Source organism: Nonomuraea sp. NPDC004186 (genome assembly GCF_053603495.1).
On sequence record NZ_JBSGFQ010000171.1, the window covers coordinates 1 to 20,757 of the forward strand.

The window sequence follows — 20,757 nt, forward strand, 5'->3', positions numbered from 1 at the left end:
GAAGCTCGCGTCCGTGCCCAGGAGCTCGCTCGCCTTGGCGCAGCCGTTGAACAGGTCCCGCAGGATCTGGTTGTCCATCGTCGGTCCGGCCCTGGAGGGCGTCGCCGCCGACCAGGTCGAGAACGGTGCCGGCGCCTTCGGGAAGAAGCTCCCGCAACCGGCCCGCGACGTCCTCGCGATCGTAGGCGACCGCCGTGGCGCCGAGTGATTCGACGAACGCGCTCTTCGCCCCGCTCGCCGTGCCCACGACGCGTACCCCGCCCATGACCGCGAGCTGGGCCGCGACCGTGCCGACTCCCCCGCCGGCGCCCAGGATCAGCAGCGTCTGACCGGGGGCCGGGGCGAGGGCGGCGAGCCCCTCGTAGGCGGTCCCCGCCGCGATCGGCAGCGCCGCCGCGTCGGTGAAGCTCAGCCCGTCCGGCATGCGCGCGGCCCGGTCCACCGGCAGCACCGCCAGCTCGGCGTACCCGCCGCTCCCGCCGGCCATGCTGCCGAAGACCGCGTCCCCGACGGCCGGCCGGGTGACTCCGGGGCCGGTCCGCACCACGGTCCCCGCCACCTCGCGCCCGAGGATCGCGGGCAGGCTCAGCGGCAGGAAGGCCCGATGCATGCCGGCGCGGACCTTCCAGTCCACCGGGTTGACGCCGGCCGCGCGCACCTCGACGAGCACCTCGCCCGGCTGCGGCTCGGGCGCGGGAACGTCGAGGAAGCGCTGGACATCCGGACCGCCGTAGTCGATGAACCCGTAAGCGAGAGGCATGGTCAGGGACGCTACCGACCGGGTGCGAACCGGGGTGAAGGCCTGTTCCGGTCAGCGAACCGGCGCGGGAGCCGCCCGAATCGTCCGGCTCTAGGGTTTGAGCCCACCACCTGAAGAACGGTGACTCCGCGTCCGGCAACAATTCGGGCAATTAGTACGATGCCCGACACCTCGTTACACCGCACGCCCCCAGATTGTCTCGAGGAGTACCTATGTCACTGACGAAGTCAGTATGGCGCCGTCGTCTCGCCGCGGGCGCCGCCGGCGCGGCCATGCTCGCCTCCGCCGCGTGCAGCGCCGCCAACCAGGGCGCCATCGGGAACTCCGCGAGCGCGAGCACAGGCCCGGTGCGCGGGGGCGGCACCCTCATCGTCGCCCAGACGAGCGACGCCGACCCGGGTTCGTTCCTCAAGACCTCCTTCGGCAACGTCGTGGCGGAGTACGCGGTCTTCGAGACGCTGACCCTCATCGACGGCAAGACCGGGCAGCCCAAGGGTGTCCTGGCCGAGTCGTGGACCCTGGCCCCCGACGGCAAGAGCCTGGACCTCAAGCTCCGCGACGACGTGACCTTCCACAGCGGCCGCAAGCTGACCGCGGACGACGTCGTCTTCGCCATCCAGAAGGTCCAGGACCCGGCCACCGGCGCGGCCAACCAGTCGATCGCCGCCCAGATCTCCGACATGAAGACCAAGGGCGAGCACGAGCTGACGCTGACGTTCAAGCAGCCGCTGCCGAACATCTTCGACCTCTTCGAGACGATGCCCATCCTCAACAAGGACTCCTTCGGCGACTACGCCGCGGGCACGAAGGTCGACGGCACCGGGCGCTTCACGTGGAAGTCGTGGACTCCCGGCGGCAAGCTGGTGCTCGGCAAGTACGCGGGCTACCGCGACGCGGCGGGCACCCAGCTCGACACGATCGAGATCAACCTGATCAAGGACCCGACGGCCATGGTCGCGGCCATCCGCAGCGGCCGCGTCCAGTACGGCGTCGGCATGGCGGCCCTGGACGCCAGGACCCTGAGCCAGCAGCCGGGCTTCTCCCTCGTGACCTCGGGCGGCGCGGCCATCCCGCTGGCGTTCGACGTGACCAAGCCGCCGTTCGACAACAAGGCCGTGCGCCAGGCGGTCCACTACGCGATCGACCGCGACCGCATCGTGCAGCAGGTCATGGGCGGCCAGGCCGACCCGACCAACGTGCCGTGGCGGGCCTCGACGGTCGGCTACGACGCCGCCCAGGCCAAGCAGTACACCTACCAGCCGGACAAGGCCAAGCAGCTGCTGGCCGAGGCGGGGGTGAAGAACGTCTCGTTCGACGTGCTCACGCTGAACTCGCCCGAGGCCACCGGCGTCTTCCAGATCGTCAAGAACAACCTGGCCGCCGTGGGGCTGAACGCCAACCCGGTCGTCGTGCCCGTGGCCGACTACGACGCCAGGATCGCCAAGAAGGACCTGGGCGCCCCCGCCTTCCTCATGCAGAACAGCAACGGCCTGTCCCCCGCGACCGCCGTCGTGAGCCGGCCGGAGCTGCTGGCGGACGGCAACGTCTCGCACTTCAAGAGCCCCGAGTACACGAAGCTGGTCAAGGCGGTCACCAGCGCCAGCACCACGGAGGACCAGCAGAAGGCCCTGCGCGACTACGACGCCTACTTCATCGACCAGGCGTTCGTGCTCCCGCTGGTCACCCGCCCCACCCTCACCCTGCGCGCGAACCCCGTGAACGGCATCAAGTCCACGCAGATGGGCTTCCTCGACCTCAGCCAGGCCTGGCTGTCCAAGTAACCGGAGGCAGGACGATGGTCCGGTTCCTGATACGCAAGCTCCCTTCGCTGGTGTTCGTGCTGCTGGCCAGCTCGATCGTGGCCTTCGCCCTGCCCCGCCTGGCGCCGGGCGACGTGGCGGTCACGCTCGCCGGAGCCGACCCGACCGCGGCCAACATCGCCGCGATCAGGCAGCAGCTCGGCCTGGACCGCCCCCTGGTGATCCAGTACGCGGACTGGATGGCCGGGCTGCTCCAGGGCGACCTCGGCCAGTCCTACCTGCTGCGCCGCAGCGTCGCGAGCCTCATCGGCGACCGGCTGGGGAGCACGGTCGAGCTGGCCGCCCTGGCCACGCTGCTGGTCATCGCGATCGGCACGGCCCTGGGCGTCGTGGTCGGCTCGGTCCGCAGCCGCTGGGCGCGGGCCGGCCTCGACCTGGTCAACAGCGTCCTCGTGGCCGTCCCGTCGTTCGTCACGGGGCTGGGGCTGATCCTCGTCTTCGGCGTGCTGAACCGCTGGCTGCCCGTCAGCGGCGAGGTCGCCTTCCTCGACAACCCGGTGATCGGCTTCCAGTTCCTGATCCTGCCGGCGATCGCGCTGGCGCTGCCGCCCGCGGCGGTCGTGGCCCGGCTGCTGCAGGCGGAGATGCTGGTCGCCAGGAACGAGGACTACGTGGACCTGGCGCTCAGCAAGGGAGCCTCGGGCGCCCGGATCACGATCCGGCACGTGCTGCGCAACAGCGTGGGCACTGCGGTCGTCGCGGTGGGCCTGCAGGTCGGCAACCTGCTCGCCGGCGCCGTCATCATCGAGGCGATCTTCAACCGCAACGGCCTCGGCCAGCTCGCCGTCTCCAGCGTGCAGACCCGCGACTTCACCGTGCTGCAGGTGCTGATCCTGGCCGTCGTCTTCGTGGCGGTGATCTGCCAGATCCTCACCGAGATGATCCTGGCAGCACTCGACCCCCGGATCACGTTGGGAGCGTAGGCATGGCAGACATTCCACTCGAAGGGGGAATCCCGCGCGCACGCCGGCTGAACCCGACGCTGGCGCGCTACCTGTCGGCGTTCCGCACGCCGAAGGGCGTCATCGGGCTGTCGATCCTCGCCGTCATGAGCCTGGCCGCCCTGCTCGCCCCCGTGCTCTTCCCCGGCGGGTACGACGAGCAGGGCCGCGAGGCGCTGACCGGGATCTCGGCCGGGCACATCTTCGGCGTGGACGAGTTCGGCCGCGACATCTTCGTCCGCAGCGTCTACGGCCTGCGCATCGACCTCAGCCTGATCTTCACCGCGGTGCCGCTCAGCATGGCGATCGGGGTCCTGCTCGGGCTGAGCGGCGCGCTGTCGGAGCACCTGGGGTCGGCGGTGCAGCGGCTGCTCGACGTGATCATCGGCTTCCCGGGCCTGATCCTGGGGATCTGCCTGGTGGCCATCCTGGGGCCGGGCTGGCCGGCGCTGTTCCTGACCATCCTGATCAGCGGGCTGCCCACCGCGGGCCGGCTGGCCCGCGGCGCCTGGCTGGCCCAGCAGAGCAGGGAGTACGTCCTCGCCGCCCGGGTACTCGGCGTCTCCCGCCCGCAACTCCTGGTCCGGCACGTCCTGCCGAACGCCATGGACTCGGCCGTCGTCAACGCGGCCGTGTGGATGGTCGTCGGCGTCTACATCGAGGCCGGGCTGAGCATCGTCGGCCTCGGCGTGCAGCCGCCGACGCCCTCGCTCGGCGTGCTCCTGAACAACGGGCTGCGGTTCGTCACCCAGTCCCCCACCTACATCGTCGGCCCCGCCCTCCTGCTGCTCCTGGTGGCGGTGGGCTTCAGCCTGGTGTCCGACGCGCTCAACGAGGCGGTGAACCGCCGGTGACCTCCACCGAACCCCTGGCCCCCGTGACGGCGAAGGACGTGCCGTTGCTGCGGGTCGAAGGCCTGCGCACCGAGTTCCGGCTGAGGAACGGCGGCGTCAAGGCCGTCAACGACGTCAGCTTCGACATCTACCCGGGCGACGTGCTCGGCATCGTCGGCGAGTCCGGCTCGGGCAAGTCCGTGACGGCGCGCTCCATCATGCGCATGCTGCGCCCGCCGGGCGAGGTCGTGGCCGGCTCCGTACGGCTCGGCGGCGAGGACCTGCTCGCCCTGCCCGAACGCGAGATGCGGCGCCGCCGCGGCAGCAAGGTCGCGATGGTCTTCCAGGACCCGCAGGCCGCGCTCAACCCCGTCATGAAGGTGGGCGACCAGATCGCCGAGGCCATGACGCTGCACGGGGTCGACAGGCGGACCGCGCGCAGGCGCGCGATCGAGCTGCTCGACCAGGTCGGCATCCCCGACGTCCGGACGAAGATCGACCATTACCCGCACCAGTTCTCCGGAGGCATGCGCCAGCGCGTCGTCATCGCGATCGCCCTGGCCAACGACCCCGCGCTGCTGATCGCGGACGAGCCCACGACCGCCCTCGACGTGACCATCCAGGCGCAGATCCTGCGCCTGCTCGCCCGGCTGCGCACCGAGCTCGGCATCGCCATCGCGATCATCACCCATGACATGGGGGTCGTGGCCGAGCTCTGCACCGACGTCGTCGTCATGTACGGCGGCCGCACGGTCGAGAAGGGCACCGTCGAGCAGGTCTTCGAACAGCCGCGGCACCCCTACACCGCGGCGCTGCTGGCGGCCATGCCCCGTCTCGACGACGACCGGATCGGACAGCCGCTGCCCGCGATCCCGGGAGCGCCGCCCGACCCGGCCGCGCCGCCGCCCGGCTGCCCGTTCGCCCCCCGGTGCCGCTTCACCGAGGACGTCTGCGAGCACGAACCGCCGGAGCTGCTCCAGATCGGCACCGACGGCCAGTCGGCGGCCTGCTTCGTCGCGCAGCGCGCCACCACCGACGTCTCGGTCCGCGTCCCCGAGCCGCCCCCGGCCGACATCTCGGTCCACGTCCCCGAGGCGGCCGCCCAGGCCGCCACGACGCCCGTCCTCGAGGTGCGCGACCTGCGGATCGACCTCGGGTCCCGGCGGCGCGGCCTGTTCCACCGCGACCCGCCCGTGTACGCGGTCGACTCCGTGAGCCTGTCGGTGCACGCCGGTCGCACGCTCGGGCTGGTGGGCGAGAGCGGCTGCGGCAAGTCGACGCTGTCCAGGAGCATCGTCGGGATCAACCGGGTCTCCGGCGGATCGGTCCTCGTCGACGGCGCCGACGTGAGCACGATGGGGCAGGCGGATCTCGGGCGGGTCAGGTCCTCGGTGCAGTACCTGTTCCAGGACCCGTACGCGTCGCTGAACCCGCGCCGCACCATCAGGCAGTCGCTGTCCGAGGCGCTCGCGTTCAGAGGCGTCGGCCGGCGGGAGCGCGAGGAGATGGCGCGGTCGCTGATGGCGCAGGTCGGGCTGCGCGCCGAGCACCTCGACCGCTACCCCCACGCATTCTCGGGCGGCCAGCGCCAGCGGATCGGCATCGCCCGCGCGCTGGCCAGGCAGCCGCGCGCGCTCATCCTCGACGAGCCGGTCTCCGCTCTGGACATGTCGATCCAGGCGCAGATCATCAACCTGCTGGAGCAGCTGCAGAACGAACTCGGGCTCGGCTACCTGTTCATCGCCCACGACCTGTCGGTGGTGCGGCACCTCAGCGACACCGTCGCGGTCATGTACCTGGGGAGGATCGTGGAGTACGGCGACGCCGCCGACGTCTACGGCAACCCGCAGCACCCCTACACCGCCGCCCTGATGTCGTCCTCGCCCGTCCCGTCGGTCTCCGCGCGCACGCGCGAGCGCATCGTCCTCCCCGGCGACCTGCCCAGCCCCGCGAACCCGCCCTCGGGCTGCCGGTTCCGCACCAGATGCCCGGTCGGCCCGCTGGTCAACCCGGAACGGACGATCTGCACGGAGATCGACCCTCAGCTCACCCTCACGGCCACCGGCCAGCGGGCCGCCTGCCACTTTGCCGACAACGGAAAGGAAACCGAATGACCGCGAAGATCGCGCTCAACCCGATCCAGTGGATGGCCAGCGCCGACGGCTGGCTGGACCCGTCGCTGGCCCCCGCGCCGAAGGAGCTGCTGACCCAGATCAAGCGGGCCGGGTTCGACCACGTCATGTCGGAGGTGCCCGCCGGCCTCGACGTCGAGCAGTACCAAGCGCTGCTGGACGAGGTCGGCCTGGCGCTCGCGCCCGGCTACTTCCCCTGCCGCTCGGACGGCAGGGACGGCAACGAGGACACCGTCGTGGCCGCCGCCGCCGAGGTCGCCCGCACGCAGGCCCGGCTCGGCCTGACCGAGATCGGCCTGGGCCTGGGCATGGGCAAGGAGGCGCCGCGCGTCCTGAACCCCGCGCAGGGGCACGACGCCGACCCCTCGCGCGTCGAGGCGGTGACGGAGCTGATCGGGCGGATCTGCGACGCCATGGTGGCCGAGGGCGTCCGGCCGTGCCTGCACCCGCACGTCGGCACGTGGGTCGAGACCGAGGAGGAGGGCCGGGCGGTGCTCGAGGCCCTGCCGGAGTCCCGGCTCGGCTTCCTGCCCGACACGGGCCACCTGGCGTGGGCGGGCGCCGACGTCGCCCGGCTCGTGAAGGACTACGCCGAGCGGATCCCCTTCGTGCACGTGAAGGACTGCCGGCTCAGCGTCGCCGCCGAGGGCCGCGAGAAGGGGTGGGACTACCGGCAGACCGTGCTCGCGGGGCTCTGGGTCGAGCCCGGGCGGGGTGAGCTCGACCTGACCGGCATCATCGGCAACCTGCCCGACGCGTTCGACGGGTGGCTGATGGTGGAGGTGGACCGGCCCGACATCGCCGACCCGTACGAGAGCGCGCAGGCGTCGGCCGGCTGGATGCGCAGCGCCTTCTGAAGATGATCGTCAGCACTCCCGCTCGACGGCGCGGGAGATGCCGTCGGCCGCCGCGAACAGCCCCGGCAGCAGCCGCTTCGCCACCAGGCGCGACAGCGGCGCGGCGGCCGACACGGACGCGAGGACCGTTCCATCGGCTCCCGCGACGGGCACGGCGATGCTGCCGAAGCCCAGCAGGATCTCCTGCCTCTCGATCGCGTAACCCCGTTCCCTGACGACCGCGAGCTGCCGGCGCAGGTCCTCCACGGACGCGACGGTGCGCGGCGTCAGGCGCGGCAGGCCGGTCCGGGCGAGACGGCGCAGCCGTTCCTCGAGATCGGGGAGGTTCGCGAGCAGGGCCTTCCCCGTCGCCGTGCACGCCGCGGGCAGACGCCCGCCCACCCGGGAGTGGGTGTTCACGTTCTGCTCCCCGGCCACCTTCTCCACGTAGAGCACGTGACCGCGGTCGAGGACCGCCAGGTGGATGGTCGCCCTGGTGGCGGCGAACAGGTCGGTGAGGAGGGGCCGGGCCACGCGGCGCAGCACGGCGGAGACCGGCACCCGCTGGCCCAGCTCGAACATGCGCATGCCGAGCTGGTAGGAGTCCCCCTTGCGCTCCAGCAGCCCCCATTGCACCAGCTCCTGCGCCAGCCGGTACGCCGACGCCTTCGGCACCCCCGAGCGCCGGCTGAGCTCGGTGAGCCGGAGCTGGACCGCCCCCGACTCGAACGCCCCGAAGATCAACTGGGCCTTGCCGAGCACCGAATTGGGGTATTCCTCCTCATCGTCGGGGCCGGCCGGCGCCGCCACGAACACCTGTGAGGACATCGGAACTCCCCTCGCGACCACTTTCCATTTGTCCCATGAATAGTGCAGAACGTCTGGAATGTATAGGTTTCGCCGGGCGGACCGATGTAAAGATCAGATGACGACCCGGCATGAGGGAGGACCCCTTGGACATCACGGCGCCGCCGCGTTTCGGGTACGCCGACTCGCCCTTCGGCCAGCTCCACTACGCCGAGCAGGGCACAGGGCGGCCCCTGCTGCTCCTGCATCAGACCCCCCGATCGTGGGACGAGTTCCGCGAGCTGATGCCCCTGCTGGCGCCCCACCGGCGCGTCCTGGCCATGGACATGGTCGGCTTCGGGGCCAGCGCGAAGCCCCCGGCGCCCCACACGATCGAGCTGTTCGCGGCCGGCGCGCTGGCGCTGCTGGACGGCCTCGGCATCGAGCGGGCCGACGTGCTCGGCCACCACACCGGCGGCGCGGTGGCCGTCGAGCTGGCGGCGTCCGCGCCGGAGCGGGTGGGCCTGCTGGTCCTGTCGTCGGCCCCGTGGGCGGACGCCCGCTACCGCGCCTCCCACGCGCACGGCCCGGGGGTGGACGAGGCCGAGCCGTCCCCGGAGGGTGACCACCTGGTCAAGTTGTGGCGGCTGCGGCAGCCGTACTATCCCGAACCGGTCACCGGCCTCCTCGACCGGTTCGTCCGCGACGCCCTCGCGCCGGGGGTCGATCCGGCCGAAGGCCACCGGGCGTGCGCGCGCTACGTCATGGAGGAAAGGATCGGCCTGGTGACCGCTCCCGTGCTGCTGCTGGCGGGCGCCGCGGACCCGTTCGCGCTGCCGAACATGGCCCCGCTCCGGGAGCATCTCACCGGGGCGGCGAGCGTGACGTCGGCCGTCGTCGAGGGCGGCACGATCCCGCTCATGGAGCACAAGCCCGCCGAGGTCGCGGCGGCCGTGGCGGCGTTCCTGACGGCCTGATCAGGTCCGGCCGCCGTCGGCAGCCATGATCGACTTCGTGATGCGCCTGCTCACCATGCTGAGCAGGCCCACGTACTTGTTGACGTCGGCGCGGAAGGTCGGCGCCGTCACCGACAGCGCGGCGACCATGGTCCCGGTGGCCCCGGTGAGCGGGATCGCCACGCTGAGGTAGCCGACCCGGGTCTGCTCCCGTTCGACGGCGTACCCGGCCTTCCTGGCCTGCTGGATCTCCTGGGCGAGCAACTTCGGGGCGGTGACCGTGCGCGGCGTCACGCGGGCCAGCGGGGTGGCCACGACGTCGCCGAAGAGGGCCGCCGGGCCGAACGCCAGCAGGGCCTTGCCGGTCGCCGTGCAGTGCAGCGGCATGCGCCCGGCGACGCGCGACGGCCTGGACACCTGGCCGTGGCCGGAGACCTTCTCCAGGTAGATGACCTCCAGCCCGTCCAGCACCGCCAGGTGGATGGTCTCCCCCGTCGCCTGGTAGAGGTCCTCCATGAAGGGCCGCGCCGCCTCCCGCAGGATCCGCTGGCGCGGCACGCGCTGCCCGATCTCGAACAGGCGCATGCCCAGCCAGTATTCGGACCCGCGCCGCTCCAGCAGGCCCCACTGCAGCAGCTCCTGGGCCAGCCGGTGGACCGACGCCTTGGCCACGCCGGTGCGGCGGACGATCTCGGACAGGCCCAGGCTCTCGTCGTCGGGGCCGAAGGCCTCCAGGATCAGCCGCACCTTGCCCAGTACGCTGTTCGCCGCCGCGTCGTGCTCGGGTGAAGGGACGATGGCCAGGGGCTTGACGTCAGGTGACGACGGGGAGTGCATAAGAGCCATTGCCCGATAATCGGGCCCCTGTCCGTTCCGGACAACGGCCCTGTCCCGCTGAGCGGAACGGGCCCGGCGGCTATCCGAACGTGACGACCGCACGCCCGCGTACCCGGCCCTCGCGCAACAGCTCCAGGGCCTTGGCGATCTCGGCCAGGTCGAACCGCTCGACCTCCACGCCGAGCTCGCCGGAGGCCAGGCGGCCGACCAGCGACGGGGCCACCTCGCGTGCCCGGCGCTCGTGCCGGACCATGTTCACGGGCAGCAGCGCCACGTCGTCGAGCAGCCACGACGGGAGATCGACCGTCACGGACGCGCCCAGCACGTACCCGATGACGACGGCCCGGCCACCGGGTCGGACCAAGCGCGTGCGCTCGACCAGGCCGGCGCCTCCGAGCGTGTCGACCAGCAGGGACGCCGAGCGCGCCGAGGCCAGCTCCGCGACCGCCGCGGCGTCGTCGGCCGCCACGCCGCACACCCCCTCGGGCACCCGATCGAGCTGGTCGGACCGCCCGACCAGCCCGGTCACCGTGGCCCCGGCCAGCCGCGCCTGCTGGGCGACCATCGCGCCGACCGCCCCGGTGGCGCCGGTCACGACGACCTCCTCCCCCGGCTCCAGGCAGGCGACGTCGTGCAGGGCGACGTACGCCGTGGTGGCCGGGACGAAGAACGACGCGGCGACCTCATGGGGCAGCGGCTCCGCCAGCGGGCTGACGGCCTTGGGGCTGACGCTGACCCGTTCGGTCCAGCAGCCGTCGCGCAGCAGGCCCAGCCCGCCCCCGCGCAGGAGCACCTGCGTGCCGGGGGCCAGCTCGTCGGCTTCCAGGACCACTCCGCTGGCCTCGACCCCGCCCACGTACGGGAGGGCCGGCTTCATCGCGAAGGATCCGGTGGCGACGGTCAGGTCCAGATGGCCCAGCGCCGCCGCCTTGACCTCGACCAGCACCCGGCCCGGCTCGTACGCGGGTTCGGGGACGTCCTCCACGACGGGGGCCGCGCCCCACGCGTGGAAGCGCGCCGCGCGCGTCATCGGCCCGACACCCGACCAGTGATCCGGCCCGAGAAGCCCGCCGCCGAGCTCTTGGCCAGGAAGGACAGGCTGAGCGGGTTGTAGCGCGCGGCCTGCTCGTGCTGGGGCCAGTGGCCGCACTCCTCGAACAGCTCCAGCTGCGAGCCCGCGATGGCCTCGTGCATGGCGGTCGCCTCCGGCACGTCGCCGAACGGGTTCTTGCGGCCCCAGACGATCAGCGTCGGCTGGGAGATCCCGGCCAGGTCGCCGGGGCGCAGGATGTTGCGCTGCCGGGTCTCCATGTCCTGCAGGCAGAGCAGGTTGTCGACGCCTGCCACGAACGCGGGCTCGTGGTAGATGGCGTGGCGCACCTCCACCAGCTCCTCGGTGGCGTCGGCCGGGTCGGCCATCAGCAGCCGCAGCCGCTTGCGGGTGAGCTCCACGTCGTCGCTGAGCACGGCCTCGCGCGTGCTCGTCCTGATGCGCGCCATGACCTGCGGGTTGGCGACGGTGCCGCCCGCGCAGAGCAGCTGCAGGCTCGCCACGCGGTCGGGGTGGTCGATCGCGACGCGACCGCCTACCCAGCCGCCCAGCGACTCCCCCACGATGTGCGCGCGCTCGATGCCCACCGCGTCGAAGTACGCCAGCAGGTGCTCGACATAGCGCGGGATCTCATACGGATAGTCCGGCTTGCCGGTGTAGCCGTGGCCCAGCATGTCGATGGCGTGGCACTCGTACTGCTCCGCGTGCGCGGCCAGGTTGCGGGTGAACGCCTCCAGGTGCCCGCTGGTCCCGTGCAGGAACACCACGGGCTCGCCCGATCCGGCCCGCAGGCTGCGGGTCGGCACTCCCCCCGCGTCCACGTACGAGACGCTCAGGCTCAACGGGCTCAACTCGGTCCATATGGTCATCGTCATGTCACCTTCAACGGTCGAGAGCGGGTTTGTCCTGGTTGATGCGGTGCACCTGGGTGTTGCTGCGGACCGCGAGCAGGCGGGCGAGGAGCACGGCCAGCACGACGGCAGGCGCGGCGATCAGCAGTCTCTTCATCGGCCCGCCCCCGTCAGGAATCCGGTGACCACGGCGTGGTACGCCTCGGGACGCTCCTCCTGGAGGTGGTGTCCCGCGTGGTCCATGACGTACAGGTTGCCCCGGGGCACCATGCGCGCCAGCATGAGCGGATAGTCCGGCGTCAGGAACGCGTCCTGCATGCCCCACATGAACAGCGCCGGCGCCCGGATCTCGGCCAGCTCGGCGGTGAGGTCCTGCCATTCGCCGCGCGGAGAGTCGGACATGGCGGCCAGCGCCCGCTCCTCCGGGTCCAGGCTCTGCTCGTAACGCAGGTCCAGCGTGGACTCCGGCAGCCGGTCGCCGTCGTACCACTCCAGCCGGGTGATGAGGTCGCGCATCTTCTGCCGCGTGGGCCCCTCGCCGCCGTAGTAGACGTCCCGCGCGTTCCGGCCGCGCCGGCCGCCCTCGGGCAGGGGCGCGAGCGGGCCGTAGAAGACCGGCATGCTGCCGGTGATCACCAGCGAGCGCACCCGGTCGGGGTAGCGCGCGGCCAGGCACAGCGCGATGGTGCCGCCCCAGGAGTTGCAGACGAAGTCGGCCCGCTCCACACCCAGCGCGTCCATGAGCGCGACGGTTCTGGCCGCGTGGAAGTCCCACATCGGGCCGGTGATGACGCACTTCTCCGACTTGCCGTACTGCAGGATGTCCACGATCAGGCAGCGGCGCTCGGCGGCGAACAGCGGGGCCACGGGGCCGAAGTCGCTCCACCCGGTGCAGCCGGGGCCGCCGCCGTGCAGGAAGATCGTGTCCGGTCCCGACCCCAGGTCGAGGTAGTGATATTTGACGCCGTCGGCGTCGGCGTACGAACCGCTGGGCGGTTCCATGGCGCCTCCTCAGTCGTTGGTCTCGTCGATCTCGGCGCGCGTGCGCGTGACGGTGTCGGCCGCCACCCGCAGGAGCACCTCGCACAGGCGGCGCATGGCCCTGACGTCGACGGTGTTCATGCCGAGGGCGAAGTCGACGTCGACGTCCTCTGGCGCGGCCTTCGGCATGCCCACGCGGGCCGTCGGGATCCCGCGCGCCCGCAGGATGTTGGCGTCGGTGGCGCCGCTGTTGCCGTCGATGGGCTCGTGCGGGCGCCCGTTCACGCCCTCCCAGGCGCGTACGGCGCTGCGCACCACCCAGCTCTCCGGCGGCGTGCGCGTGCCCGGGACGGCCAGCACCATCTCGACCGCGAGCTCCGTGCCCAGCTCCGCCGACATCTGCCGGACGTACGCCGCCAGCTCCCGCTTGGCCTCCAGCGGCGTCGTGCCGGGCGCGATGCGCAGGTCGAGGCGGACGCGGCAGGCCGCGGGGGTGACCGCGAGCATGCGCTCCCAGCCGCCCGCGATCGACCCGACGATCCCCTGCGGGGCGGCGGTCGCGGTGCGGTGCCGCTCGGGGTAGTCCGCCAGCCACCGTTCCAGCCGCGTCACGACCTCGGCGGCGGTCACGATCGGGTTCCGGTACGGCAGGCGGTGCCGGCTCCCCGCGTACGTGTGGGTCCCCGGGACGACGATCTCGAACCAGCACAGGCCGACCTCGTCGTGCGCGACGAAGTCCCCCGGCTTGGCTATCACCGCGTGGTCGGGCTGCCAGCCACGTTCGAGCAGGAACGAGCAGCCGACCCCGTGCCCCGTGTTCGCCCGGCTCCTGCCGTCGATCGCGTTGGTCGGCATGCCACCGGCCCCGAAAGCCACCAAGAGATCTCCGGCCAGCCGGGGGCGCAGGGCGGCCAGGGCCTCGCCCACGATCAGGACGCACGCGGCATGGCCCTTGGGGTTGCTCGCGCCGAGTCCGCTGACGTAGGGGCCCTCGCAGCGGGCCTCGGCCCGCATGTCGGGGCGCAGCTCCGGGCCGATCCAGGGCACGTCCAGGTCCGGGTCGCCGGTGGTCAGGGTGTCGATCGGGGCGTACAGCATGAGGTCGGCGCCCGTGCCGTCGCCCCTCAGCCGGCCGACCGCGTTGGCCTGGCCGTCGTCGATGCGCTGCGCGTGCGCCTCCAGGCCGGCGGCGGCGAGCCGGTCGGCCAGCCACCGGGCCAGCGGCGCCTCGCCGCCCGTGGGGCTGGCGATGGAGGTGACGTCCACCGCCGCCGCGCGCAGGCGGTCCTCGGTGATCGACGCGAGGGCCTGCCGCACCAGCTCGTCGCGGTTCATGACGCCGGCTCGATGACGGCGACCCCCATGCCGGTCAGCCACTCCGGCATCGGCTCGTACGCCAGCCTCCGCCCGGGCGCGAAGGCCAGCGCCGCCGCCATGGCCAGCCACGACCGCAGCTCCTGGCCGCCGTTGCCGGCCGCCTCCTCGATCTCCGCCGTGGACAGGCCTGCGTAACGCTCCAGCTCGCCCCGCTCCAGCGCGGCCAGGAACTCCTCGTCGAACTCGGGGAAGATGACCGGCCGCGCGGCGGTGATGATCTGCCGGCGGCGCGCGTCGTAGCGCTCCCAGTCGCCCCGGCCCTCCCGCCAGGCCTCCACCAGGAACTCCTCGTCCGGCCCGTGCGGGTCCTGCCAGCGGCTCGGCCACGGCAGCCGGTGCGAGAGCCCGCCCGAGGCGATGACCGCCACCCGCGGTCCCTCGGGCAGCGCCGCCACCGCGGCGGCGAGGTTGCGCCCCAGCTCGACGCAGCGCCGCATCAGGGGCAGCGGCGTGGCGAACACGTTCACCACCAGCGGGATCACGGGCACGTCGAGGTCGCGCAGCAGGTACTGGACGGCGTGGCTCTGGCCGTGGTCGATCTGCAGCTTCGCCGAGATCGCCACCTCGGTGCCCGCCGCCACCAGCGATTCCGCGATGCTCTGGGCGAGGTCGGGGCGGGTGCGCTGCGGGCCCGACGGCGTGCCGGACTCGCCGGACGCGGTGACCTCGTCCACGCCGAGGGTGAAGGCGGGGATCAGGTCCAGCCAGAAGCCGCGGAAGTGGTTCGACCCGATGATGACCGCCACGTCGGGACGGGCCGCGGCGAGGGCGTCGCGGGCCGTGCCGAGCGCGTCGCGAAAGCGTTCCGCGCGGTCCTTGTGCTCGACCTGGTCCCAGTGGGTGTTCATGAGCGTCGAGTGGGACGCGCCCACGCCCAGGACGATCCGGCCCATCAGCCGAGGTCCCCGGCGTTCTTGAGGCGTTCGGCGCGCTCCTCCGTGATCTCCTCGGCCAGCTTGCGCCACTGCAGGAGCGAGTCGTCGGGACGGTAGAGCCGCTCCGGCGGCGCGTCGGTCACCTCGACCATCCACTTGTCCTGGCCGGAGAACTGGCCGTGGAAGAGCCAGCGCACGGCGCCGAGGTATTTGGCGTAGAAGGGCAGCGTCCTGATGCCCTTCTCGAAGTTGGCCATCACGCCGACGTAGAGGTGGTTGTCCGCGTCGACCGGCACGTAGAACTCGTAGTGGATGAAGGTCGGGTAGACGATGCGCAGGACCCCCGGCATGCTGACCGAGGCGAACCCGGGGAAGTCCTCGGCGGCGATGGCCGGATTCACCTTGCGGTGGCTGCCCGTGTTGCCGATGTTGGCGACCTGCTTCGGCGGCTTGAGCTTGAACCACGCCTGGTTGCTCCATCTGCCCAGGCCGGGGAAGTCGGCGTCCCAGTGCTGGGCGTCCTGGACCCGGTAGATCCACCGGCCGCGGCGGACGATCCGGGTCTCGTTCCACACCGGCATGGCCTTGAACAGCCGCCACAGCGCCGTGCGGTGCAGGTATTTCGCGTGTCCCTCGTCGTAGCCGTTCTCGCAGGCGAAGCGCCAGTTGCCCACGCGGGACTGGATGCGCGCGCCGATCACGGCGGGGTTGTCGCGCAGTTCCTCGGGGAGCTGGTCGTCGATGGGCGGGGCGTCCTCGCCGTCCCCCACGAAGATCCACACCATGCCGAGGCGCTCCTCGACCTCGTAGGTGGGCTGGGTCACCTTCCCGCAGATCGGCGACTGCGGCCCGTCGGTGATCACCGCCTTGAGCGCGCCGGTCTCCAGGTCGAACGTCCAGCCGTGGTACGGGCAGGAGATCGTGCCGGGGAACTGCTGGTTGCCGTAGCTCAGCGGCACGCCCCGATGCGGGCAGCGGTCCTTCAGCGCGTAGACCTTCCCGTCGTCCCTGATGACGACGATGCGCTCGCCGAGCAGGGTGATCGCCTTCGGCTTCCCGGTGATGTGCGAGGAGAACGCCACCGGGTACCAGTAGCCGCGGAACCCGCTGGCCGCCGCCTGGTAATGGGGCCAGCTCGACCAGTCCTGCCGGCCCGGCAGGCGGCCCCGCCGCGATGGCCGGCGCCTGGCGTCTCCCCCGATCGCAGCCGGCGTACCCGCCTCCGCACTCATTCTCGCCTCCGCTTCCATGGCTTGTCCGCGGCTCCCGATGCGCCGCGACACGCAGTTCACCACCCCCGGGGCCGAGCGGCCCAGTGCGGCATCCCGCCCAGCGGACCGTGTCCCGCTGAGCGAGCCGTGTTCCGGTCAGCGGGCCGCGACCCGCGGGCAGGCGCCCGGGCCCTGTGTAGCTTCCGTGGCCGGAAAGGAGAGCGACGTTGGAGATCGAAACCGATATCGCGATCATCGGAGCGGGGCCGACCGGGCTCTACGGCGCCTACTGCGCCGGGTTCCGCGGTCTGCGCACCGTACTCGTCGACGCGCTGCCCCAGGTCGGCGGGCAGATCTCGGCCCTGTACCCGGAGAAGGAGATCCGGGACGTGGCCGGCGTCCCCGGCGTCCTCGGGCGTTCGCTGGTGGCGGCGCTCTCGGCCCAGGCGGCCGCGTACGACCCGGTCCACCTGCTCGGGCGGCAGGCGGTGGAGCTGCGCCGCGACGCGGACCCGAGGCCGGTCGTGGTGCTGTCCGACGGCACGGCGGTCCGCGCCGGGGCCGTCGTGCTCACCTCGGGCATCGGGACGTTCACCCCGCGGCCGCTGCCGGCCGGCGAGGAATGGCTCGGGCGGGGGCTGACGTACTTCGTTCCGGACCCGTCCGCGCACGCCGGCCACCACGTCGTGGTCGTGGGCGGCGGGGACAGCGCCGTCGACTGGTCGCTGGCCCTGGCCCCGCTGGCCAGGTCGGTCACGCTGGTGCACCGCCGGGCCGCGTTCCGCGCGCACGCCGGCGGCGTCGCGGCCGCCCGCGCGGCGGGGGTCCGCATCGTCGTCGACAGCCAGGTCGTCGGCCTGTCCGGCGCCGAGCGGGTCGAGCGGGCGCACCTGCGCACGCGCGGCGAGGCCGACAGGACGGTGCCCGCCGACTCGGTCATCGCCGCGCTCGGGTTCATCAGCGACCTGGGGCCGCTCGCCGGCTGGGGGCTGTCGCTGCGCGGCAGGTCCGTCCTGGTCGACCAGCGCATGCGTACGGGCCTGCCCCGGGTGTACGCGGCCGGCGACCTCGCCGAGTACGACGGCAAGGTCCGCCTCATGTCGGTGGGCTTCGGCGAGGTCGCCACCGCGGTGAACAACGCCGCCGTCGAACTGGACCCCGAGCTGTCCCTCTTCCCGGGGCACTCCACGGAAAGCGTCTGAGCACAGGAGAGATTCATGAGCTACGTCATCGGCCCCGCGTGCGTCGACGTCAACGACCGCGCGTGCGTGGACGTGTGTCCCGTCGACTGCATCTACGTCGGCGACCGCAAGAGCTACATCAACCCCGCCGAGTGCATCGACTGCGGGGCGTGCGAGCCGGAGTGCCCGGTGGACGCGATCTTCGTCGACCGGACCGCCCGGGGCGACGAGACTCGGACGCTCTTCCTCGACGACGCCAAGGCGTTCTTCGCCGAGGTGCTGCCCGGCCGCGACGCGCCCCTCGGCACCCCGGGAGGCGCCCGCAAGATCGGCGACCTCAACGCCGACACCGCACTGGTGACCGGCTACGGCGCGTGATCAGCGGCCGGTGAACCGCGGAGGGCGCTTGTCCAGGAACGCCTGGAGGCCCTCCGCGGCGTCCTGGGTGTGGATCAGCTTCAGGACCGCCTGCCACTCCAGCTCCAGCGCGTCGTCGAGAGGCAGGTCGTACCCGGCCTCCACGACGCGCTTGAGCAGGCCGATCGTCGTGGTCGGCCGGGCCGCCAGGTCCTCGGCGTGCCCGGCCACCACGCGGTCGAAGTCGTCGTCGTCCGCCACCACGTCCACCAGCCCCAGGTCGAGGGCCTCGGCGGCGGACAGGCGGGCGCCGTCGATCATCAGGCGCTTGGCGCGATGCGGGCCGAGCAGGCGCGGCAGCCGCTGGCTGCCGCCCGCTCCGGGGAAGAGGCCCAGGCTCGTCTCGGGGAAGCCGATGGTCGCCGAAGCCGCCAGGATGCGCAGGTCGCAGGCGAGCGACAGCTCGGCCCCGCCGCCCAGAGCGTGGCCGTTCATCGCCGCGATCACCGGCTTGGGCGCGCGTTCGAGCAGGCGCTGGACCTCGACCCAGCGGCGCATCTTGACGTGGTTGGCCACGGACAGGTCTCGCATCACGGCGATGTCGGCCCCCGCGACGAAGAAGCGGCCGGTCCCGCGGATGACCAGGCAGCGGACCGAGGTGTCCTCGGCCAGCGGGGGGATCACCTCCAGGAACTCCTCGATCAACGCCGGGTCGACGGCGTTGGCGGGCGGCCGGTCGATGACGATCGTCGCCGTCCCCCCGTCCCTCCGCACATCCAGATATTTCGTCATCTGCGCTCCTATTCCAGTGCGCCGGCGTCACGCAGCCGGGCGAGCTCTTCGTCGTCCAGATCGAGCAGGCCCTTCAGCACGCGGTCGGTGTGCTCGCCCAGCAGCGGCGCGGGCGCCGTCAGCGCTCCGGGGGTGCCGGACATGCGCACCACGATGCCCTCGTGCCGTACCGGGCCGATGAGCGGGTGCTCCAGCACCGGGTAGAAGCCGCGCGCGGCCAGGTGCTCGTCGGCCTCCACCAGGTCCCGGCCGGTCGCGACGACGGCCGCGGCGACGCCGAGCCCCTGCAGCTCGGCCGCCAGCGCCTCGCCGTCGCGCTCCGCGCACCAGGCCGCGAGCGCGGCGTCGATCTCGTCCTCGTGGCGGCGCCGCTCCTCCAGGTCCGCCGAGGCCGGCTGCGGCAGCCCGGCGTGCGCGGCCAGCCGCCGCCACTCCTCGTCACCCTGTACGGCCAGCGCGATCCAGCGGTCGTCGCCCCTGACCGGGTAGACGCCGTGCGGGACCATGCGCGGGTGCCGGTTGGGCCGGGACACCGCGTGGCGTTCGCCGAGCTCCGCCTCCAGGACGGCCGGTCCCATCGACGCGGCCATCGCCTCCAGCTGGGAGAGGTCCACGTGTCCCCCGCGCCCGGCCGCGACCAGGTCCAGGACGGCGAGCACGGCCGAGTTGGCCGCCACCATGTCGCCCAGCCCGAACGTCAGCCCCTCCGGCGCCTCCCCGGGATCGGCGGTCTCGCTGGTGAGGCCGGACATCGCGGCGAGCGTGTCGGCGAAGGTCACCGCGCTCCGCCAGGGGCCGCTCTGCCCCACCCCGGCCATCGACACCAGGATGACGCCCGGCCGCAGCTCCGCCAGCCGGTCGTAGGACAGCCCCCACCTGGCCAGGACGCCGGGACTGAAGTTCTCGATGACCACGTCGCACTCGGCGGCCAGGCGCCGCAGCACCTCGAGGCCGGGCTCGGTACGCAGGTTGAGGGCGACGCTGCGCTTGCCGCGGTTGAAGTTGACGAAGTAGCCGCCGTCGTCGATTCCGGCATCGGGACGCAGCCGCATCGACGGGGCGAAGCGCGTGGGGTCGCGCCGGTGCCGGGATTCGATCTTGATGATGTCCGCGCCGTGCTCGGCCAGCGTCTTGGTGGCGTACGGGCCGGCCAGCACCCAGGTCAGGTCCAGGACGCGGACCCCTTCGAGCGGGCGCGCGCCGGGCCCGCGGACGCCGTCGCGGCGACCCCGGGGGCGTTCGCTCCGCCAGGGCGCCTCGGCGGGGGCGGGTCGCGGCTCGGTGAGGCGTACCGGACGGGGCAGGGCCGCGAAGGGGAACCCGACGTCCGTGACGCCGTCCTCGGGCAGGCCCGCGCCCAGGACGCGGGCGAAGAACCCGCGCTCGGCGAGCTGCGGGTTGCCGGTCAGGCTCGTGGCCGTGGAGACCTCCGCCCACGGCAGCGCCCGGGCCCGTCCCTGCTCGGCGAGGGAGGCGGCGGAGCGCCCGGCGACGAACCTGGCCACGACCTCGTCCACGTGCTCGCGCCCCCGCCAGCGGAAGACGGGGTCGGACCACTTCTCCTCCGTCAGGTCCTCCGCCTCGCCGGATTCCGCCATCCAGGCGAGCAGGTCGGTCCACATCCGGTCGCTGCCGGAGTAGCCGCCCGCGACGTGGCCGTCGGCGGCGCGGAAGACCCGGTGGGCCACGTGTTCGTACACGCCGCCGGTGCGGGACGGGTACCGTCCCGCGTGGATCCAGGCGATGGCGGCCGTCTCCAGCGTGGCGGCCACCGCCTCCTGCGCGGAGACGTCGATGAGCTGGCCCTGCCCGATGCGATCGCGGGCGATGAGGCCGAGCAGCGCGGCGATGGCCGCGTGCGCCCCCGCGAGCTGCGTGGCCTGCTCGCGGGGAGGGGGCTTGGGCGGGCCGCCGGGCTTCCCGCCCAGCCAGGCCATGCCGCCGGCGGCCGCGGCCACGAGATCGTCGGCCCGCCAGTCACGCCGGGGGCCGGTCGTGCCGAACGGCGTGACCACGACGTGGACGGCCCGCGGCCAGCGCGACGTGACCGTGCCGGAGCCCGTGCCGGAGCCCGTGCCGGAGCCCGTACGGACGCCGCGGAGCTCGCCGAACGGGCCGCTCTCCATGATCACGTCCGCCTGCTCGGCGAGCCGGTCGAGCGCGGCGGGGCTCACCGGCGC

Annotated in this window: 20 protein-coding genes; 8 read left to right on the plus strand and 12 right to left on the minus strand. The window is 72.7% G+C overall.

What is annotated here, in order from left to right; all coding sequences use genetic code 11:
* Window positions 1–760 (minus strand): NADP-dependent oxidoreductase (locus ACWEPL_RS60085; protein WP_452442030.1); only part of this gene is annotated, 760 nt, incomplete at its 3' end.
* A 212-nt stretch (window positions 761–972) separates the two neighbouring features.
* Between ACWEPL_RS60085 and ACWEPL_RS60090 the strand changes: the two genes are divergently transcribed.
* The 5 genes from ACWEPL_RS60090 to ACWEPL_RS60110 are packed head-to-tail and all read left to right on the plus strand — an operon-like array spanning window position 973 to window position 7,343.
* Window positions 973–2,541, plus strand: a complete 1,569-nt coding sequence (locus ACWEPL_RS60090) for an ABC transporter substrate-binding protein (protein WP_452442031.1) — start codon at window positions 973–975, stop codon at window positions 2,539–2,541.
* A 14-nt stretch (window positions 2,542–2,555) separates the two neighbouring features.
* On the plus strand, window positions 2,556–3,503 hold the full coding sequence (locus tag ACWEPL_RS60095) for an ABC transporter permease (RefSeq protein WP_350727485.1): 948 nt from the start codon (window positions 2,556–2,558) through the stop codon (window positions 3,501–3,503).
* 2 nt (window positions 3,504–3,505) lie between these two features.
* The gene (locus ACWEPL_RS60100; protein ID WP_364248579.1) at window positions 3,506–4,375 is read left to right on the plus strand and encodes an ABC transporter permease; all 870 of its coding nucleotides are present in this window, start codon (window positions 3,506–3,508) and stop codon (window positions 4,373–4,375) included.
* Window positions 4,372–6,468: an ABC transporter ATP-binding protein gene (locus tag ACWEPL_RS60105; RefSeq protein ID WP_452442032.1), complete on the plus strand. Its 2,097-nt coding sequence runs from the start codon at window positions 4,372–4,374 to the stop codon at window positions 6,466–6,468. The genes ACWEPL_RS60100 and ACWEPL_RS60105 overlap by 4 nt, the downstream gene beginning before the upstream one ends.
* Window positions 6,465–7,343, plus strand: coding sequence for a sugar phosphate isomerase/epimerase family protein (locus ACWEPL_RS60110; RefSeq protein ID WP_452442033.1), 879 nt, complete (start codon window positions 6,465–6,467; stop codon window positions 7,341–7,343). Before ACWEPL_RS60105 ends, ACWEPL_RS60110 begins: the two co-directional genes overlap by 4 nt.
* Window positions 7,344–7,352: 9 nt before the next feature.
* Here the strand turns inward: ACWEPL_RS60110 and ACWEPL_RS60115 are convergent, their stop codons facing one another.
* Complete coding sequence (locus ACWEPL_RS60115; protein ID WP_355200268.1) at window positions 7,353–8,150, minus strand: IclR family transcriptional regulator; 798 nt, start codon at window positions 8,148–8,150, stop codon at window positions 7,353–7,355.
* A gap of 125 nt (window positions 8,151–8,275) precedes the next feature.
* Between ACWEPL_RS60115 and ACWEPL_RS60120 the strand changes: the two genes are divergently transcribed.
* Window positions 8,276–9,085 carry an alpha/beta fold hydrolase gene (locus ACWEPL_RS60120; RefSeq protein WP_452442034.1) on the plus strand — a complete coding sequence of 270 codons (810 nt, stop codon included), beginning with the start codon at window positions 8,276–8,278 and terminating at the stop codon, window positions 9,083–9,085.
* On the opposite strand, the gene ACWEPL_RS60125 is transcribed toward ACWEPL_RS60120, so the two are convergent.
* The 8 genes from ACWEPL_RS60125 to ACWEPL_RS60160 form a co-directional block, all read right to left on the minus strand.
* Window positions 9,086–9,910 (minus strand): IclR family transcriptional regulator, encoded by an 825-nt coding sequence (locus ACWEPL_RS60125; protein ID WP_350727480.1) that lies wholly within the window; start codon window positions 9,908–9,910, stop codon window positions 9,086–9,088.
* 70 nt (window positions 9,911–9,980) lie between these two features.
* Window positions 9,981–10,931 carry a quinone oxidoreductase family protein gene (locus tag ACWEPL_RS60130; RefSeq protein WP_452442035.1) on the minus strand — a complete coding sequence of 317 codons (951 nt, stop codon included), beginning with the start codon at window positions 10,929–10,931 and terminating at the stop codon, window positions 9,981–9,983.
* Complete coding sequence (locus ACWEPL_RS60135; RefSeq protein WP_452442036.1) at window positions 10,928–11,827, minus strand: alpha/beta fold hydrolase; 900 nt, start codon at window positions 11,825–11,827, stop codon at window positions 10,928–10,930. Before ACWEPL_RS60135 ends, ACWEPL_RS60130 begins: the two co-directional genes overlap by 4 nt.
* A 7-nt stretch (window positions 11,828–11,834) precedes the next feature.
* Window positions 11,835–11,960, minus strand: a complete 126-nt coding sequence (locus ACWEPL_RS60140; RefSeq protein ID WP_452442037.1) for a hypothetical protein — start codon at window positions 11,958–11,960, stop codon at window positions 11,835–11,837.
* Complete coding sequence (locus ACWEPL_RS60145; RefSeq protein WP_363971242.1) at window positions 11,957–12,805, minus strand: alpha/beta fold hydrolase; 849 nt, start codon at window positions 12,803–12,805, stop codon at window positions 11,957–11,959. Before ACWEPL_RS60145 ends, ACWEPL_RS60140 begins: the two co-directional genes overlap by 4 nt.
* A gap of 9 nt (window positions 12,806–12,814) precedes the next feature.
* Entirely contained in the window at window positions 12,815–14,119 is a 1,305-nt protein-coding gene (locus ACWEPL_RS60150) for a M20 family metallopeptidase (RefSeq protein ID WP_452442038.1), read from the minus strand.
* Window positions 14,116–15,054, minus strand: coding sequence for a DODA-type extradiol aromatic ring-opening family dioxygenase (locus ACWEPL_RS60155; protein ID WP_452442039.1), 939 nt, complete (start codon window positions 15,052–15,054; stop codon window positions 14,116–14,118). The genes ACWEPL_RS60150 and ACWEPL_RS60155 overlap by 4 nt, the downstream gene beginning before the upstream one ends.
* The gene (locus tag ACWEPL_RS60160; protein WP_452442040.1) at window positions 15,054–16,268 is read right to left on the minus strand and encodes a Rieske 2Fe-2S domain-containing protein; all 1,215 of its coding nucleotides are present in this window, start codon (window positions 16,266–16,268) and stop codon (window positions 15,054–15,056) included. Before ACWEPL_RS60160 ends, ACWEPL_RS60155 begins: the two co-directional genes overlap by 1 nt.
* A gap of 206 nt (window positions 16,269–16,474) precedes the next feature.
* On the opposite strand from ACWEPL_RS60160, the gene ACWEPL_RS60165 reads away from it, so the two are divergent.
* Window positions 16,475–17,449: an NAD(P)/FAD-dependent oxidoreductase gene (locus ACWEPL_RS60165; protein WP_350727472.1), complete on the plus strand. Its 975-nt coding sequence runs from the start codon at window positions 16,475–16,477 to the stop codon at window positions 17,447–17,449.
* 15 nt (window positions 17,450–17,464) lie between these two features.
* Window positions 17,465–17,806, plus strand: a complete 342-nt coding sequence (locus ACWEPL_RS60170) for an indolepyruvate ferredoxin oxidoreductase subunit alpha (protein WP_452442041.1) — start codon at window positions 17,465–17,467, stop codon at window positions 17,804–17,806.
* On the opposite strand, the gene ACWEPL_RS60175 is transcribed toward ACWEPL_RS60170, so the two are convergent.
* Both ACWEPL_RS60175 and ACWEPL_RS60180 read right to left on the minus strand, forming a co-directional pair.
* On the minus strand, window positions 17,807–18,577 hold the full coding sequence (locus ACWEPL_RS60175) for an enoyl-CoA hydratase/isomerase family protein (RefSeq protein ID WP_363971252.1): 771 nt from the start codon (window positions 18,575–18,577) through the stop codon (window positions 17,807–17,809).
* Window positions 18,578–18,585: 8 nt separating this feature from the next.
* The coding region (locus tag ACWEPL_RS60180) for a CoA transferase (protein ID WP_452442042.1) at window positions 18,586–20,757 on the minus strand (2,172 nt) is incomplete at its 5' end.

Bases quoted from the DNA above. Each gene is read 5' to 3' on its own strand.
- ACWEPL_RS60090 (WP_452442031.1), top strand. From the start codon at position 973: ATGTCACTGACGAAGTCAGTATGGCGCCGTCGTCTCGCCGCGGGCGCC.
- ACWEPL_RS60095 (WP_350727485.1), top strand. From the start codon at position 2,556: ATGGTCCGGTTCCTGATACGCAAGCTCCCTTCGCTGGTGTTCGTGCTG.
- ACWEPL_RS60100 (WP_364248579.1), top strand. From the start codon at position 3,506: ATGGCAGACATTCCACTCGAAGGGGGAATCCCGCGCGCACGCCGGCTG.
- ACWEPL_RS60110 (WP_452442033.1), top strand. From the start codon at position 6,465: ATGACCGCGAAGATCGCGCTCAACCCGATCCAGTGGATGGCCAGCGCC.
- ACWEPL_RS60115 (WP_355200268.1), bottom strand. From the start codon at position 8,150: ATGTCCTCACAGGTGTTCGTGGCGGCGCCGGCCGGCCCCGACGATGAG.
- ACWEPL_RS60125 (WP_350727480.1), bottom strand. From the start codon at position 9,910: ATGGCTCTTATGCACTCCCCGTCGTCACCTGACGTCAAGCCCCTGGCC.
- ACWEPL_RS60130 (WP_452442035.1), bottom strand. From the start codon at position 10,931: ATGACGCGCGCGGCGCGCTTCCACGCGTGGGGCGCGGCCCCCGTCGTG.
- ACWEPL_RS60135 (WP_452442036.1), bottom strand. From the start codon at position 11,827: ATGACGATGACCATATGGACCGAGTTGAGCCCGTTGAGCCTGAGCGTC.
- ACWEPL_RS60140 (WP_452442037.1), bottom strand. From the start codon at position 11,960: ATGAAGAGACTGCTGATCGCCGCGCCTGCCGTCGTGCTGGCCGTGCTC.
- ACWEPL_RS60145 (WP_363971242.1), bottom strand. From the start codon at position 12,805: ATGGAACCGCCCAGCGGTTCGTACGCCGACGCCGACGGCGTCAAATAT.
- ACWEPL_RS60150 (WP_452442038.1), bottom strand. From the start codon at position 14,119: ATGAACCGCGACGAGCTGGTGCGGCAGGCCCTCGCGTCGATCACCGAG.
- ACWEPL_RS60155 (WP_452442039.1), bottom strand. From the start codon at position 15,054: ATGGGCCGGATCGTCCTGGGCGTGGGCGCGTCCCACTCGACGCTCATG.
- ACWEPL_RS60160 (WP_452442040.1), bottom strand. From the start codon at position 16,268: ATGAGTGCGGAGGCGGGTACGCCGGCTGCGATCGGGGGAGACGCCAGG.
- ACWEPL_RS60170 (WP_452442041.1), top strand. From the start codon at position 17,465: ATGAGCTACGTCATCGGCCCCGCGTGCGTCGACGTCAACGACCGCGCG.
- ACWEPL_RS60175 (WP_363971252.1), bottom strand. From the start codon at position 18,577: ATGACGAAATATCTGGATGTGCGGAGGGACGGGGGGACGGCGACGATC.